Raw genomic sequence first — 13,854 nt, 5'->3', positions numbered from 1 at the left:
ATTACTCCTCGATCAGCTCGAGGCGATCGAGTTCCAGCGCATAGGCCGACGTCGCCATCGCGTTCTCGACCAGCGAGGCGCGCACCGTGCCGTGCACCCAGTAGGCGTCCCACAGGTTGCCGAGCTCCACGGGGTTCTTCGGCTTGATGTAGATGAGCTGGTTCGGCGGCGGCGGGGGCACGTGCACGCAGGCGCCGAAGTACGGCACGAGGAACATCTCGGTGACGCGCTGCTGGTCGTCGAAGGCGATCGGCACGAGGTAGCCCGGCACCTTGCCCTTCACCCCATCCATCGCCGCGACCGTCTTCGTGCTGCTCATCGCCTGCGGCATCTGCATCTGGCCCTCGTGGTCGACCTCGGGCATCTCCTCGAGGGCCTTCAGGTCTTCGGGCGGCAGGAGTTCCAACCAATCGATCTCGCGGGCGTCGCTCTTCGGCAGGCCGTCGGTGGCCGGGCGAGCGCCGATCTCGGGCTCCTGCGCGGCGACGAAGGCGGGCGCAACCAGCGCGGCACACAGGGCGGCGGCGGCGAAAAGGCGGGAGAAACGCATCGACATCGGCAACACCTCGGAAGTCATCGGTCGACGGCCACGCCGTCCTGCAGGGAGCGCAGGTAGGCCACGGCCGCCGGGAACAGGCCCAGAAGGATACCGCCCGCCCAGATGCCGCCGAGCACGACGGCTTCACGGACCGAGGGCAGGCCGGGGGAGAGGAACACGCCGAAGCGCGCTTCCAGCCACGGCCCCAGCAGCCACAGGGCCCCTTCCAGCAGGATCACACCCAGCGCGAGGCCGGCCCCCGTCAGCAGGGCGGCCTCGGCCAGCAACAGGCCGAAGACGTGCCGAGGCCCGGCGCCGACGGCGCGCAGCAGGGCCATCTCGCGGCGGCGCTCGTTGAGCGTGGCCAGGATCGTCGTGAGCAGCACCATCAGGGCGGCCAGCACGGCGGCACCGGCGGCGACGAGCAGCGCGCGCTCCACGCCGCCCATCAGCGCCCACAGCTGCGTCAGGGCCACGCCCGGCAGGATCGCCGTCAGCGGCTCGGCGCGGTACTCGTTCACCACGCGCTGCACCTGGAAGGTGGCGGTGCGCGATTCCAACCCGACGAAGGCGGCCGTGATGCTCTTCGGCTGCAGGCGCTCCATCGGGATGGCCGTGGCGTCGACGCGCGCGCGGCCGATCGGCATACCGCCGCGCCAGTTGAGGTGGATGGCCTCGATCGCCTCCAGCGAGACGAACACGCCCTGGTCGATGGCCGTGCCGGTGCGCGCCAGCACGCCGACGACGGTGAAGGGCTGGTCGTCATGGGCCTGCGTGGCCACCCGCGCGGTGCCATGCGCCAGCACGATGGACGTGCCCGAGGCGTAGCCGAGCGTGTCGGCCACGTCGGCCCCGATCACCGCGTCGTGCAGGGCCTCGAAGGGTCGGCCCTCGCGGAATTCGAGACCTCGCCGCTCGCCGAAGCCCATGCGCGCGAAGTACTCGCCCGTCGTGCCGACCACGCGGTAGCCGCGATGCGAATCGCCGAGGCTGATCGGCACCGTCCACGCCACGGGCGGCAGCGCCTTGAGCTTCTCGTAGGTGTCCCACTGCAGGTTCGCGGTGGGCTCGCCGAGGCGGAACACCGAATACAGCAGCAGCTGCACCGGATGCGCGCGGGCGCCGACGATCAGATCCGTGCCGGCGACGGAGCGCAGGAAGGCGTCGCGGGCCTCGTGCCGGATGCGCTCGATGCCCAGAAGCAGAAGCACGGAGAGGCCGAGCGTCAGGACGGTCAACAGGACCGTGGCGCGCCGGTTTTTCAGGCTGGCCCACGCCAGGCCGAGCAAGCCGCTCATGCCAAGGCCTCCGGGGATTCGACGGCGGACGCCGTGAGTTCGCCCAAGGCCTGCTGGCGCGGGAACCGTGCGGCCAGCGAGAGATCGTGGCTGACGAACAGCAGGGCCGTTCCCGCGGCCTCGCATTCGGCGAACAGCAGGTCGATGAACTGATCGCGGTTGCGGGTGTCGAGCGCCGAGGTCGGCTCATCGCAAAGCACCAGGCTCGGCCCGCCGATCAGCGCGCGCGCCGCCGCGACCCGCTGCTGCTGGCCCACCGAGAGTTCGATGACGCGACGCGAGGCCTGCGCCGCGTCGCCAAGCCCGAGCGCCGCGAGGTAGTGGCGTGCGGCGACCTCGAGGCTGCCGAAGCGCTGCAGCGTGCGTTCGCGGCGGCGCGTCGAGAAGCGGCACGGGAGCGTGACGTTGTCGACCATCGACAGGAAGGGCAGCAGGTTGAACTGCTGGAACACGATGCCGAGGTGGTCGGCGCGCAGCCGGTCCCGCGCGGGACCGGAGCGCTTCGCCACGTCCTCGCCGGCCACGCGCACGGCGCCGGCCTGCGGCAGCAGCGTGCCGGCGATCAGGTTCAGCAGCGTGCTCTTGCCGGTGCCGCTCGGGCCATGCAGGAACACGCGATCGCCCGTCTCGAGCACCAGTGACGGCACGTCCAAGGTCCACGGACTGCGGGGCCACGCGAAGCGCAGGCCCTCGATGCGGAGGACCTCGCTCATTGCGCCAGCGCGAGGCGATTCGCCGAGGCGGTCAGCGTCTCTTCGCGCGCACCGGTCGCGTCGAGCACCTGCACGGTCGCCGACTGCAACGAGGGGAACACCGCGAACATCCCGCTGTCGATCGCACGCAGGGCCTCGGGCGCCGCGCAACGGAAGCGGTAACGCACCGTCCAGTCCGAATGCGCGACGTGATCGTGATCGTGATCGTGATCGTGATCGTGGTCGTGGTCGTGGTCGTGGCTGTGGTCGTGGTCGTGCGCCTCGCCGGCCCCCGGCACCTCCAGCACCGGCCCTTCGGCCACGCAGCGGGCCGCCGCGTTGAACTGCCACAGGCGCGCATGGTCGAGGACGGCCTTGCGCGCAGCGAGGACCTGGGCCTCTTCCTCGGGCGTCGCCGCGTCGCGCTCGAAACCGACGAGGTCCTGGGCGGTCGCACGCAGGTTGATCTCGACAACGCCCGCGTCCACCGCCACGTCGACGAAGGCCTGCCCGTGGACGTGGGCATGCTGGGCCTGCGCGGCCACGAACGACGGAACGGCAAGCGCGGCGAACAGCGCGATACAGAGCGGACGAACGGTCATGGCAGGCTCCGGAGCAAGGGGGTTACACAATAACGTTCCCGCTTCAGCGCCGGATGAATCCGCCGCCGCTGCCATACTCCGCGGCCTCCCGACACCGGCGAAACCATGAGTCCCCGCGATCTCGCCCTGCTCGTCCTGCTGGCCGGCCTCTGGGGCAGCTCCTTCCTGTTCATGCGCATCGCCGGGCCGGAACTCGGCGCCGCGCCGCTGGCGTGGATGCGGGTGACGGTGGCGGCCGTTTTCCTGGGTGCACTGCTGGCCGTGCGCCGGGAGTCGCCGCCGCTGTCCGGTCGCTGGGGCGCGATGACGCTGATGGCGTTCACCAACACCGCCGCGCCCTTCCTGCTGCTCACCTGGGCGACGATCCACCTGAGCGCCGGTTACGGTGCCTTGCTGAATGCCACGACGCCCCTGTGGGGGGCGGTGATCGGGACCCTGTTCTTCGGCCTCGCCGCCGGGCGGCAGCTGTGGGCGGGTCTCGCGCTCGGCTTCGTCGGTGTCGGCGTGCTCGTCGCCGGGAAGTTGAACGACATCGGCAGCGCGGCCCTGCTGCCGATCCTCGCCGGGCTCGCCGCGACCGCCTGCTACGGCCACGCCGCGCATTACGCGCGGACCGGCTTCGCTGGCGTCACGCCGCTCGGCCTCGCCTTCGGCAGCCAGTTGCTGGCCAGCCTGTGGCTGCTCGGTCCGGCGCTGGCCGAATGGCCCGCCGCGTTCCCGTCGTGGACGGCGCTGGCCTGCGTGGTGTTCCTCGGCGTGGCCTGTACGGGCATCGCCTACCTGATCTATTTCGGCCTGATCGCCCGCATCGGCTCGACCAAGGCGACGATGGTCACCTACATCGCGCCGGTCTTCGGCGTGGCCTGGGGCGCGCTGTTGCTGAAGGAGGCGATCACGCCGGCGATGCTGGCCGGCGGCGCGGTGATCCTCATCGGCGTGGCCGTGGCCGGACGCGCGCGGAAGTCCTGAGGCTGGGTTACGCCGGCTCCGGGCCCACCACCCGGTTGCGGCCCGCCTGTTTCGCCCGATACATCGCGGCATCGGCGCGGGACAGCAACGCCGCCGCACCGGCCGTGCCGCCCGGATCGTCCGGCTGCAGCACGCCCACGCCGAAACTGGCGGTCACCGCAAGCGGGCCGTTGCGTGTCTCGACCGGCGAATCGGCGATGGCGCGGCGCAATCGCTCGCCGAGCCCCATGGCTTGCACGGCCGACGCGCCGGCCAGCATCAGGACGAACTCCTCGCCGCCGTGCCTCGAAGCCAGATCGCCACCGCGAAGCATCGAGGAGAGCCTGCGTGCCACCTCGGCGAGGACCTCGTCGCCCACGGCGTGGCCCAGCGAATCGTTGATGGACTTGAAGCGATCGAATCGACGAAAACCACGGCGATGGAACGGCCCTGGGCCTTCGCCTCGTCGATGCGTCGCGGAAGCGTCGCCGCCATCGCACGGCGGTTGGGGAGGTTCGTCAGCGGGTCCCGCTCGGCCAGCACCTGGAGTCGGTCGCGCTGGCGTCGCAGGGCGCCCATGCGCAGCGACATGGCGATCGTCATGGCCACCGTGTACCAGGCCTGGCTCAGCAGCAGGCTTTCAGGGCTCCAAGCCGGCAGCATCTGAACCATCAGCATGGCGTAGACCACGAGGACAGGCGTGACCGCGACGAGCAGTGCCTTGCCCCCGGCCTGGCCGCGGGCCCACGTCATCGCACCGATGACCGCAGCCGCGGCGAAGATCGCCACGCTGGCAGGACGCCATAGATCGAACACCGTGGATCCCGGGAGCGGCAGCAGGATCCAGACCGTCAGCAGGGCACCAATGAGGAAACCCCAGTGCCGTGTGCGGTGGATGGCGGGCAGGACGCGATCGCAGCGCGTGTAGACCACCGCGACGTACCACGTCCCACCGGCGACGACCGCAGGCAGCACTTCGATCGCCAGCTGGGAAAGCTCCGGATTCGGAAGCCAGGGCCGCGGCCAGGCCGCCAAGCCGCTTCGCAACGCCGCCAACAGGGAGAACGACGCCGTCGAGAGCGCGAAAAGCGCGGCGACGCGATCGCGGGCGTTGGCGGCGATCAGCAGCGAGGACAACAGCATGGCAAGGAGGATGGCGACGCCACCCACCCGAATGGCGAAGCGCAAGGTGTCCTCGCGCTGCAGGGGCGCCGGATCGCCGTAGCGGACGGTGATCGGCCAACCAAAGCCGCCGGTGGGCGGCGCGGTCACGATGATGGGTTCGCGCGAGCCGGGTGCGGGTGCCAGCGTCGCGCCGACGCCGGAACGGAACCGGGTGTCGCTGCTGCGGGTGTCGAAGCTCAGTCCACAGCGCGCCTGGCCCCCGCGCTGGATCGTCACGAGCCCCGGCGGTGTTTCGAGCACGAGCACCGACTGCGACCACGCTGGCCAACCCTCGGCCGGGGGATCGATGCGGACGACCTGCGCATCCGGCGGGGGCGGGCGGCGGCAGTTGAGATTGATGTCGAAGGGCCTGCCCTGCAGGCGCTCCACGCTCGGCCCGGAGGCCGCGGCCTGCGCGACAGCGATGCCGCCCGCCAAGGCCCATGCCAGCACCAGCATCATCGCGACCGCGATCGCCCTCCAGCCTCGCGTCATGCTGCGGCCCCCTCCCGACTAGCCCGTATTCTGCACCCCGGCAGCGATGCCGTTCACCGTGGCCGCCAGCGCGCGGAAACGGGCGTCGTCGGGCCGTCCCGCGGCGCGCCAGTCGCGCAACAGTTCGACCTGCAGCAGGCTGATCGGGTCCACGTACGGATTCCGCAGCCGGATCGAGCGCGCCAGCCGCGCGTCGCCGGCCAGCAGGGCCGCGCCGCGAAGGGCTTCGACGCCCTGTACTGTGCGCTCGAATTCGGCGTCGATATCGGCGAAGTAGCGCGCGTGGCGCTCACCCGCCAGCTGCGAGTAGGCCTCGAAGATGCCCAGCTCGGTCTTGGCGAGGATCATCTCGAGGTCATCGAGCACGGTGTCGAAGAACGGCCAGTCGCGCGCCATCTCGACCAGCGCCGCGTCGCCGAAGCGCTCGCGCGCGGACTGCAGGGCGCGACCGACGCCGTACCACGCAGTGAGGTTGCTGCGGTTCTGGCTCCAGCCGAACACCCACGGGATGGCGCGCAGGCCATCGAGCCCCGCACCGCGCTTGCTCGGACGCGAACCGATGTTCAGGCGCTCGATCACGTCGATGGGCGTGGCGTCGCGGAAGTAGTCGACGAAGTCGGGGCGTTCGTAGACCAGCTCACGGTAGGCGGCGCGCGAAACCTCGGACAGGTGGTCGGCGATCTCGCGCCACGCGGCCTCGCGAGGCTCCGGCGCGCGCGGCGCCAGGGTGGCGCGCAGCACGGCGGCGGTGGCCTGCTCGAGGTTGCGCAGCGCGAGCGCGCGCAGCCCGTACTTTCGGTGGATCACCTCACCCTGCTCGGTGAGGCGCAACACGCCGCCCACCGAGCCGCGCGGGCCGGCGATCACGGCGCGCTCCGTACGCGTCCCACCGCGCGAGACGGAGCCGCCGCGGCCGTGGAAGAAGCGCAGCTTCACGCCGAACTCGGCGGCCACCTCGCCCAGGCGCACCTGCGCCCGCTGCAGCGCCCAGCGTGCCGCCATCAGGCCGCCGTCCTTCGCGCTGTCGCTGTAGCCCAGCATCACCCACTGCAGGTCGCCGCGGGCCCTCAGGTGGGCGCGCCAGCGCGGGTCGGCGAGCAGGTCGCGCAGCGTGTCCGGCGCGGCGGCAAGGTCGTCGACGGTTTCGAACAGCGGCGCCACGTCGAGCGGCACGCGGCCGCGCGTATCCACCAGCCCCGACCAGCGCGCCAGCGCCAGCACCGCCAGCGCGTCCTCGGCGCTGCGGCTCATGCTGACGATGTACAGGCCGAAGGCGCTCGCACCGTAGCGTGCGCGACCTTCGATCACCGCGCGGAACACATGGCGCATGCGCAGCGCGGCCGGTGCCTCCTTCGGCAGCGCGCGGGCGGGCAGCGGTTGGCCGGGCTCGACCACCGGCAGCGCTTCATCCAGCGCCGCGTGCAGGCGATCGACGCGGGCGGCGCGGTCGCGGTCGACGAAGCCGGGCTCGCCGAGCCATTCGGCGATGGCTTGCCGGTGCACGTCGGCGTGCTGGCGGAGATCGAGCGCAGCGAGGTGGAAGCCCAAGGCGGCCACGCGACGGCGCACGCGACGCAGCGCGAACACACCGGCGTGCTCGCCGCGGCTGCCGAGCAGGCTGTCCTCCACGAGAGCGAGGTCGGCATCGAGGGCGGCGGCGTCGGGATAACCAGTGAGGCGGTCCTCGCGCGTGGCGGTCAGGCGCGCCTGCACGAGGCCAAGGAAGGCGCGGTAGGGCGTGTCCTCGTACTGCAGGGCCTGCGGCCAGCGCGCCGCGTACTCCTCGAGCCGCGCCTCGAAGCCGGCGCTGAAGGCCACGCGGGTGCGCGACTGCGTCAGCATCGCCTTCAAATGCTCGATGTCGCCCACGTAGGCCGACAGCACGCGCTGGCGCTGCTGGTGCTGGGTCGTGGCGATGGTCTCGGCGCCCACCGCCGGGTTGCCGTCCATGTCGCCGCCCACCCAGGTGGCGAATCGCAGCAGGGCCGGCAGCTCCGGCACGCGGCCGTACACCGCTTCGAACGCCACTTCGAAGGCCTCGAAGAACACGGGCAGCACGCGGTACAGCGGGTCGCCAAGGTAGTAGCCGACCTGGGCCGACTCGTCGGCCACCGTGGGCTTCTCCGGCGCCGCGCTTTCGGTCTGCCAGCCGGCGGTGAGCGCGGTGCGGATCACCTCGCGATCGGCGCGGGCTTCCGCCGGCGTGCGCGTGCCGTCGATATCGGCGATCAGTGCCTGCGCAATGACGGCCTCTTTATCGAGCAGCGCACGGCGCACGGCCTCGGTCGGATGCGCCGTGAGCACCGGCTCGATGCGCAGCGCCGGCAGCAGGGCCAGCACCTCGTCCAGCCCGATGCCTTCGTCTTTCAGGCGCTGCAAGGCGTCCTGCAGCCCGCCGGGCTGCGCGCCCCCGCCGTGGCGCTGGTAGTCGCGCCGACGACGGATGCGGTGCACGCGCTCGGCCAGGTTCACCGCCGAGAAATACAGGGCGAAGGCGCGCACCAGGTCGGCGTGCTGCTCGGGCGGCAGGGCGCCCAGCTCGGCCTGCAGGTCGGCCAGCGGGGCGGCGTCCTCGCGGCGGCGGATGGCCGCGCGGCGCACGCGTTCGACGCGTTCGAGGAAGCCCTCGCCCCCCTGCTCGGCGAGGATCTCGCCCACCAGGCTGCCGAGGCGGCCCACGTCCTCGCGCAGGCGGGCGTCGGTGGGCGGAAAATCGATGTCGCGGAGGCGGGGGGCGGTCGCGCCGGCGGTGCGGGGATCAGGGCTGTTCATGTCCGGAATCTACCGCGTGAAGGCGTCGTTTGCGCCCGTGAATACGTGTGCAGCGGGGCCCGCCTCATCGCCGGTCGGCATGAGCTGAGGCATGACCAACGGGCTACGGGCCCGGGACACCCCACCGGTATCCTCGCCGTCCCTGTCCGTTCCACCGAGCCAGAATCCGTGAAGACCCGCCTTGCCCCGAGCCGACTCGCCATGATCGTCGCCGCCGCCCTCGCCGCCACCGCCTGCAACAAGCCCGCCGAAGCGCCGGCCGCCGAGGCCGCACCGGCCGAAGCCGCTGCGGTGAACGCCGCGAACCCCTTCTTCCAGCCCAGCGCCCTGCAGTACCTCGCGCCGGATTTCGCCGCCATCAAGGACGAGCACTACGGCCCGGCCTTCGAGGAGGGCATGAAGCAGCACACGGCCGAGATCCGCGCCATCGCCGACAACGCCGAGCCCGCGACCTTCGAGAACACCATCGTCGCGATGGAGAAGAGCGGCGCGGTGCTGCAGCGCGTGGCCGCGGTGTTCTTCGGGCTGTCGTCGGCCCACACCAACGAGACCATCCAGGCCGTGCAGGTCGAGATGGCGCCGAAGCTGGCCGCGCACGAGGACGGCATCTACCTCGACGGGCCGCTGTTCGCCCGAGTGAAGTCGCTGCATGACGCCCGCGACACGCTCGGCCTCGACGCCGAGTCGGCCCGTCTGCTCGAGCGTTCGTACAAGGCCTTCGTGCGCGCTGGCGCCGAACTCGACGAGGCCGGCAAGGCCCGCCTGCGCGAGATCAACGCGCGCGAAAGCAGCCTGACGACCGAGTTCAGCAACAAGCTGCTGGCCGCCACCAATGCCAATGCCGTCGTGGTCGACAGCGCCGAGGCCCTGAAGGGCTTCTCCGAAGGCGAGATCGCCGCCGCTGCGGCCGCCGCCAAGGCGATGGGCCAGGACGGCAAGTGGGCCATCACCCTGCAGAACACCACGCGCCAGCCGGCGCTGGTGAGCCTCGAGGACCGCGCCCTGCGCGAGCGCGTGTGGCGCGCTTCGGCCGAACGCGGCACGCAGGCCGAGAACGACACCCGCCCCATCGTGCTCGAACTGGCCAAGCTGCGCGCCGAGAAGGCCGCCCTGCTCGGCTTCCCGAACTGGGCCGCCTACGTGCTCGACGACCAGATGGCGAAGACGCCGGAAGCGGCCTACAAGATCCTGACCGATCTGGTGCCGAAGGTCGTCGCCAATGCCCAGGCCGAGGAAGCCGAGATCGCCAAGGTGATGGCGGCCGATGGCGTCGAGGGCCCGGTGCAGCCCTGGGACTGGGAGTACTACGCCGAGAAGGTCCGCGCCGCGCGCTATGCGCTGGATGCCGCCGAAGTGGCGCCCTACTTCGAGCTCGACCGCGTCTTCAACGATGCGATGGGCTATTCGATGAACCAGCTGTTCGGCGTCACCTTCAAGCCGCGCCCCGATCTGCCGGTCTACCACCCGGACGTCAAGGCGTACGAAGTGTTCGACGCCGACGGCAGCTCGATCGGCCTGTTCTACGCCGACTACTTCGCCCGCCCGAGCAAGCGTGGCGGCGCGTGGATGGGCAGCTACGTGGCGCAGAGCACCCTGCTCGGCCAGAAGCCGGTGGTCGTCAACGTGATGAACATCACCAAGGGCGCCGACGGCCAGCCGACCCTGCTGAGCTTCAGCGAGGTCACCACCCTGCTGCACGAAGTCGGCCACGCGCTGCACGGCCTATTCGCCAACACCAAGTACCCGAGCCTCTCGGGCACGGCCGTGTCGCGCGATTACGTCGAGTTCCCCTCGCAGTTCCTCGAGGACATCGCGCTCGATCCGGCGGTGCTCGCCAACTACGCCAAGCACCACCAGACCGGCGAGCCGATCCCGGCCGAGCTGATGCAGAAGGTGATCGACGCCGGCGACTTCAACCAGGGCTTCGATTCGGCCGAGTACATCGCCTCGGCCCTGATCGACCTCGACTGGCACACCCTGCCCGCCGACCAGATCCCGACCGACGTCGAGGCCTTCGAGAAGGCCTCGCTGGAGCGCCACGGCCTGGCCATCAACGCCATCCCGCCGCGCTACAAGAGCACCTACTTCGCGCACACCTTCGCCGGCGGCTACTCGGCCGGCTACTACGCCTACCTGTGGGCGGAGGTGCTGGCGGCCGACGCGTATTCGGTGCTGCAGCAGCGCGGTGGCCTGACCCGCGAGAACGGCGACGCCGTGCGCCGCGAGGTGTTCTCGGTGGGCAACACCCGCGAGCCGATGGAGAGCTACCGCGCCTTCGCCGGCCGCGACCCGGAAGTCGAAGCCCTGCTGAAGCGTCGCGGGCTGCAGTAAGCACCGGGGCGGGGCCGGCGCTTACGGTCCCGCCACGAACCGCAGGAAAGCGAAGGGCCCGCGCGAGCGGGCCCTTTCGTTGCCACTCGGCGAAAGCGCCGACTCAGCCCTTGCCGTGGCAGGCCTTGTACTTCTTGCCCGAACCGCAGGCGCAGGGGTCGTTGCGCCCCGGCGTCGCGTCCTTGCGGACGGGCTGCTTCGGCGTCTTGCGCTCGAGCCCACCGGCGTACAGGTCGTGCAGCACGGCCGGCAGCTGGCCAACGATCGCCAGACGGCCCTCGTGGCCCGGCTCTTGAATGTCTTCCCCGCCGGACAGCGACTGGATCAGGTCGAGCGCCTCGGTCACCCACTCGTCCTTGGCCTCCCACTCGCCCCACTCGAACTCGTGGAAGCCCACGGCCTCGAGGAAGCCGTCCGCCCATTCCGCGCCGACCGGGATGTCATCCGCTGGCGGCGCTTCGCCGTCCTCCGGCACCCAGATGAAGGGCATGTCCTGGTCGGTGAAGTCCTCTTCGCCCAGCTTCACCCGGCGCTCGACCGCGGCCTTGAGGTGCAGGATCGGCGCGTAGTGTTCGTCGCGATCGCGCGCGCCTTCCCAGCGCGGCTCCTTGCCCCACACGCGCGGCATCCAGTCGGCCTGCGCGATGGCTTCCGGCGACACCGTGACGCCGGAGAGGAAACCATCCAGCTGCTCGAGGCTCATGCCACCGAAGGGGATGGCGCGCTTCTCCAGCATCTGCGCCAGGGATTCGGCATCGGCATCGGTGAACACGTTCGACATGGTGGTGGCTTGGCAGTGCGGCAATGGGGCGACAGTATGCGCCCACCGCCCCTCGAGCGCGCCGCAAGGCGCCCGCCATGCACCTCCTCGCCCTCCTGCACTTCGCCATCGCGATCTACTTCGCGATCCACGCCGTCCGCACCGGGCAGGGCCTCTACTGGGTGCTCATCCTGCTGATGTTCCCGCTGCTCGGCAGCCTCGTGTACTGCGTTGCGATCTGGATGCCGGAGATGTCGCAATCGCGCGGGGCGCGGCAGGCCGTCCGCACGGTGAAGCAGGCGCTGCAGCCCACCCGCGAACTGCAGGACGCCAAGCTCGCGCTGGACCAGGCCGACACACTGCGCAACCGGCTCGCGCTCGGCGATGCCCTGGTGGCGCAGAAGCAGTGGACGGCGGCGCTGGAGCAGTTCGACGCGGCCCTCGCGCGCGACCCCGAGGCCCCGGACGTGCAGGCTCGCGTCGCCGAGGCCAGCCTGTGGACCGGGGCCGCTGCCCGCGCACTCGACATCACCAACGCCCTGCTCGCCCGCACTCCGCCGTTCCGCCAGAACGACGTGCCGCTGAGCCACGCCCGCGCGCTGGCCGCGCTGGACCGCCGCGACGAGGCGCGCAGCGCCTTCATCGCCCTGCTCGACGAGACCGAAAGCCTCGAAGTCGCCGCCCACTACGCCGAGTGGCTGAAGGTCTGGGGCGACTTCACCGCCGCGCGTGAACTGCGCGACGAAGCCCTGCGGCGCTACGAGCGGCTGCCGAAGCACAGCAGGGAGCTGCACCGCGAAGCGATCGCGCGGATCAAGGCGGCGAGCTGAACCCGCCGCGGCCGCGCGCGGCCGGGCTCAGTAGGCGAATTCCTTGAACAAGGGATCAATGCTGCCGTTCCATTCGCCGTGGAACAGTTCGAGCTTGCGCTCGGCGGCCGTCTGGTTCGCCAGCGCCATCTCGATCAGCGGCTCGAGGTACACCGCTTCGCTCGCGCCGCTGCGGTTCAGGCGCGAACGGCGCTTCAATCCGGCTTCGCTGATCTTCAGCGACTCCATCGCCAATTCGCGCATCGTCGCGCCGCGGAAGGGCAGCTTGAAGCCGTGGCGCGGCACGCCGTCGCGCAAGGCATGGCGCTCTTCCAGCGTGAAGTCCTTGACGAGGTCCCACGCGGCATCGAGCGACGCATCGTCATACAGCAGGCCCACCCAGTAGGCGGACAGCGCGCAGATGCGATTCCACGGCCCACCGTCGGCGCCGCGCATCTCGAGGTACTTCTTCAGCCGAACCTCGGGGAAGGCGGTGGTGAGGTGGTCGCTGAAGTCGCGCATCGACGGGCGCTCGCCCGGCATCACGTCGAGCTTGCCGTCCATGAAGGCGCGGAAGCTCTTGCCCGAGGCATCGATGTACTGGCCGTCGCGGTAGACGAAGTACATCGGCACGTCGAGCAGGTAATCGACGTAGCGCTCGAACGAGAAGCCGTCCTCGAATACGAAATCCAGCAGGCCGGTGCGGTCCGCGTCGGTGTCGGTCCAGACGTTGCTGCGGAAGCTCATGAAGCCGTTCGGCTTCCCTTCCGTGAACGGCGAATCGGCGAACAGCGCCGTGGCCACCGGCTGCAGCGCCAGCGAGACGCGGAACTTCTTCACCATGTCCGCCTCGCTCGAGAAATCGAGGTTGGTCTGGATGGTGCAGGTGCGCGTCATCATGTCGAGCCCGAGCGAGCCGACCTTCGGCATGTACTCGCGCATGATCTTGTAGCGGCCCTTGGGCATCCACGGCATCTCGTCGCGGCGCCATTTCGGCTGGAAGCCCATGCCGAGGAAGCCGAGGCGCAGCGGGTCGGCGGCGGCCTTCACTTCATAGAGGTGCTGCGCGGTCTCGCGGCAGGTGTCGTGGATGGTCTCCAGCGGTGCGCCGGAAAGCTCGAGCTGGCCCGCCGGCTCCAGGGTCACCGAGGCCTTGTCCTGCACCAGCGCGATCAGGTGCCCGTTCTCCTCGACGCGCTCCCAGCCGAACTTGGCGATGCCTTCGAGCAGCGCGCGGATGCCGCGCTCACCCTCGTAGGGAATCGGTTTCAGGTCCTCGTGGCGGAAACCGAACTTCTCGTGCTCGGTGCCAATGCGCCAATCGGCGGGCGGCTTGTTGCCGGACGCCAGGTACTCGATCAGCTGCGCACGGCCCTCGATGGGCGTGGTCTTCTCGACGCTCGGTCCGGACATTCGTGAAACCTTGGCAAGGGAACCCGATGACG

General features: G+C 70.6%; 12 protein-coding genes. 3 read left to right on the top strand and 9 right to left on the bottom strand.

The window, feature by feature from the left end; all coding sequences use genetic code 11:
* Position 1: 1 nt before the first annotated feature.
* The 4 genes from O9255_RS11505 to O9255_RS11490 are packed head-to-tail and all read right to left on the bottom strand — an operon-like array spanning position 2 to position 3,130.
* Positions 2–556 (bottom strand): DUF3299 domain-containing protein, encoded by a 555-nt coding sequence (locus O9255_RS11505; protein WP_297867003.1) that lies wholly within the window; start codon positions 554–556, stop codon positions 2–4.
* A gap of 17 nt (positions 557–573) precedes the next feature.
* A complete protein-coding gene (locus tag O9255_RS11500; RefSeq protein ID WP_297867002.1) occupies positions 574–1,836 on the bottom strand; it encodes an ABC transporter permease in 1,263 nt (420 codons plus the stop codon).
* Positions 1,833–2,549, bottom strand: coding sequence for an ABC transporter ATP-binding protein (locus tag O9255_RS11495; protein WP_297867001.1), 717 nt, complete (start codon positions 2,547–2,549; stop codon positions 1,833–1,835). Before O9255_RS11495 ends, O9255_RS11500 begins: the two co-directional genes overlap by 4 nt.
* A complete protein-coding gene (locus O9255_RS11490; protein ID WP_297867000.1) occupies positions 2,546–3,130 on the bottom strand; it encodes a DUF2796 domain-containing protein in 585 nt (194 codons plus the stop codon). The genes O9255_RS11495 and O9255_RS11490 overlap by 4 nt, the downstream gene beginning before the upstream one ends.
* A 105-nt stretch (positions 3,131–3,235) precedes the next feature.
* On the opposite strand from O9255_RS11490, the gene O9255_RS11485 reads away from it, so the two are divergent.
* Entirely contained in the window at positions 3,236–4,099 is an 864-nt protein-coding gene (locus O9255_RS11485) for a DMT family transporter (protein WP_297866999.1), read from the top strand.
* A gap of 7 nt (positions 4,100–4,106) precedes the next feature.
* Here O9255_RS11485 and O9255_RS11480 read toward each other — a convergent pair whose 3' ends face one another.
* From O9255_RS11480 to ppc, 3 genes are read right to left on the bottom strand one after another with little or no spacing between them, the layout of a single operon-like run.
* Entirely contained in the window at positions 4,107–4,457 is a 351-nt protein-coding gene (locus tag O9255_RS11480) for a GGDEF domain-containing protein (protein WP_297866998.1), read from the bottom strand.
* Positions 4,358–5,737 carry a GGDEF domain-containing protein gene (locus O9255_RS11475; RefSeq protein ID WP_297866997.1) on the bottom strand — a complete coding sequence of 460 codons (1,380 nt, stop codon included), beginning with the start codon at positions 5,735–5,737 and terminating at the stop codon, positions 4,358–4,360. The genes O9255_RS11480 and O9255_RS11475 overlap by 100 nt, the downstream gene beginning before the upstream one ends.
* An 18-nt stretch (positions 5,738–5,755) precedes the next feature.
* A complete protein-coding gene (ppc, locus tag O9255_RS11470; protein WP_297866996.1) occupies positions 5,756–8,509 on the bottom strand; it encodes a phosphoenolpyruvate carboxylase in 2,754 nt (917 codons plus the stop codon).
* Positions 8,510–8,710: 201 nt separating this feature from the next.
* Between ppc and O9255_RS11465 the strand changes: the two genes are divergently transcribed.
* Positions 8,711–10,840, top strand: coding sequence for a M3 family metallopeptidase (locus O9255_RS11465; protein ID WP_297866995.1), 2,130 nt, complete (start codon positions 8,711–8,713; stop codon positions 10,838–10,840).
* Positions 10,841–10,943: 103 nt separating this feature from the next.
* Here O9255_RS11465 and O9255_RS11460 read toward each other — a convergent pair whose 3' ends face one another.
* On the bottom strand, positions 10,944–11,621 hold the full coding sequence (locus O9255_RS11460; protein ID WP_297866994.1) for a UPF0149 family protein: 678 nt from the start codon (positions 11,619–11,621) through the stop codon (positions 10,944–10,946).
* 77 nt (positions 11,622–11,698) lie between these two features.
* Here O9255_RS11460 and O9255_RS11455 point away from each other — a divergent pair, with 77 nt between their 5' ends.
* Positions 11,699–12,430 carry a tetratricopeptide repeat protein gene (locus O9255_RS11455; RefSeq protein WP_297866993.1) on the top strand — a complete coding sequence of 244 codons (732 nt, stop codon included), beginning with the start codon at positions 11,699–11,701 and terminating at the stop codon, positions 12,428–12,430.
* Between the two features lie 27 nt (positions 12,431–12,457).
* Here the strand turns inward: O9255_RS11455 and O9255_RS11450 are convergent, their stop codons facing one another.
* Positions 12,458–13,822, bottom strand: a complete 1,365-nt coding sequence (locus O9255_RS11450; RefSeq protein WP_297866992.1) for a glutamate--cysteine ligase — start codon at positions 13,820–13,822, stop codon at positions 12,458–12,460.
* Positions 13,823–13,854 lie beyond the last annotated feature (32 nt).

The sequence above is a fragment of the Silanimonas sp. genome (assembly GCF_027530345.1).
In the GTDB taxonomy this organism is placed as follows: Bacteria; Pseudomonadota; Gammaproteobacteria; order Xanthomonadales; family Xanthomonadaceae; genus Silanimonas.
This window is presented reverse-complemented; position numbering and strand designations above follow the sequence as displayed.

Coding starts and splice junctions, on each gene's coding strand:
- O9255_RS11505 (WP_297867003.1), bottom strand. CDS start 556: ATGTCGATGCGTTTCTCCCGCCTTTTCGCCGCCGCCGCCCTGTGTGCC.
- O9255_RS11500 (WP_297867002.1), bottom strand. CDS start 1,836: ATGAGCGGCTTGCTCGGCCTGGCGTGGGCCAGCCTGAAAAACCGGCGC.
- O9255_RS11495 (WP_297867001.1), bottom strand. CDS start 2,549: ATGAGCGAGGTCCTCCGCATCGAGGGCCTGCGCTTCGCGTGGCCCCGC.
- O9255_RS11490 (WP_297867000.1), bottom strand. CDS start 3,130: ATGACCGTTCGTCCGCTCTGTATCGCGCTGTTCGCCGCGCTTGCCGTT.
- O9255_RS11485 (WP_297866999.1), top strand. CDS start 3,236: ATGAGTCCCCGCGATCTCGCCCTGCTCGTCCTGCTGGCCGGCCTCTGG.
- O9255_RS11475 (WP_297866997.1), bottom strand. CDS start 5,737: ATGACGCGAGGCTGGAGGGCGATCGCGGTCGCGATGATGCTGGTGCTG.
- ppc (WP_297866996.1), bottom strand. CDS start 8,509: ATGAACAGCCCTGATCCCCGCACCGCCGGCGCGACCGCCCCCCGCCTC.
- O9255_RS11465 (WP_297866995.1), top strand. CDS start 8,711: ATGATCGTCGCCGCCGCCCTCGCCGCCACCGCCTGCAACAAGCCCGCC.
- O9255_RS11460 (WP_297866994.1), bottom strand. CDS start 11,621: ATGTCGAACGTGTTCACCGATGCCGATGCCGAATCCCTGGCGCAGATG.
- O9255_RS11455 (WP_297866993.1), top strand. CDS start 11,699: ATGCACCTCCTCGCCCTCCTGCACTTCGCCATCGCGATCTACTTCGCG.
- O9255_RS11450 (WP_297866992.1), bottom strand. CDS start 13,822: ATGTCCGGACCGAGCGTCGAGAAGACCACGCCCATCGAGGGCCGTGCG.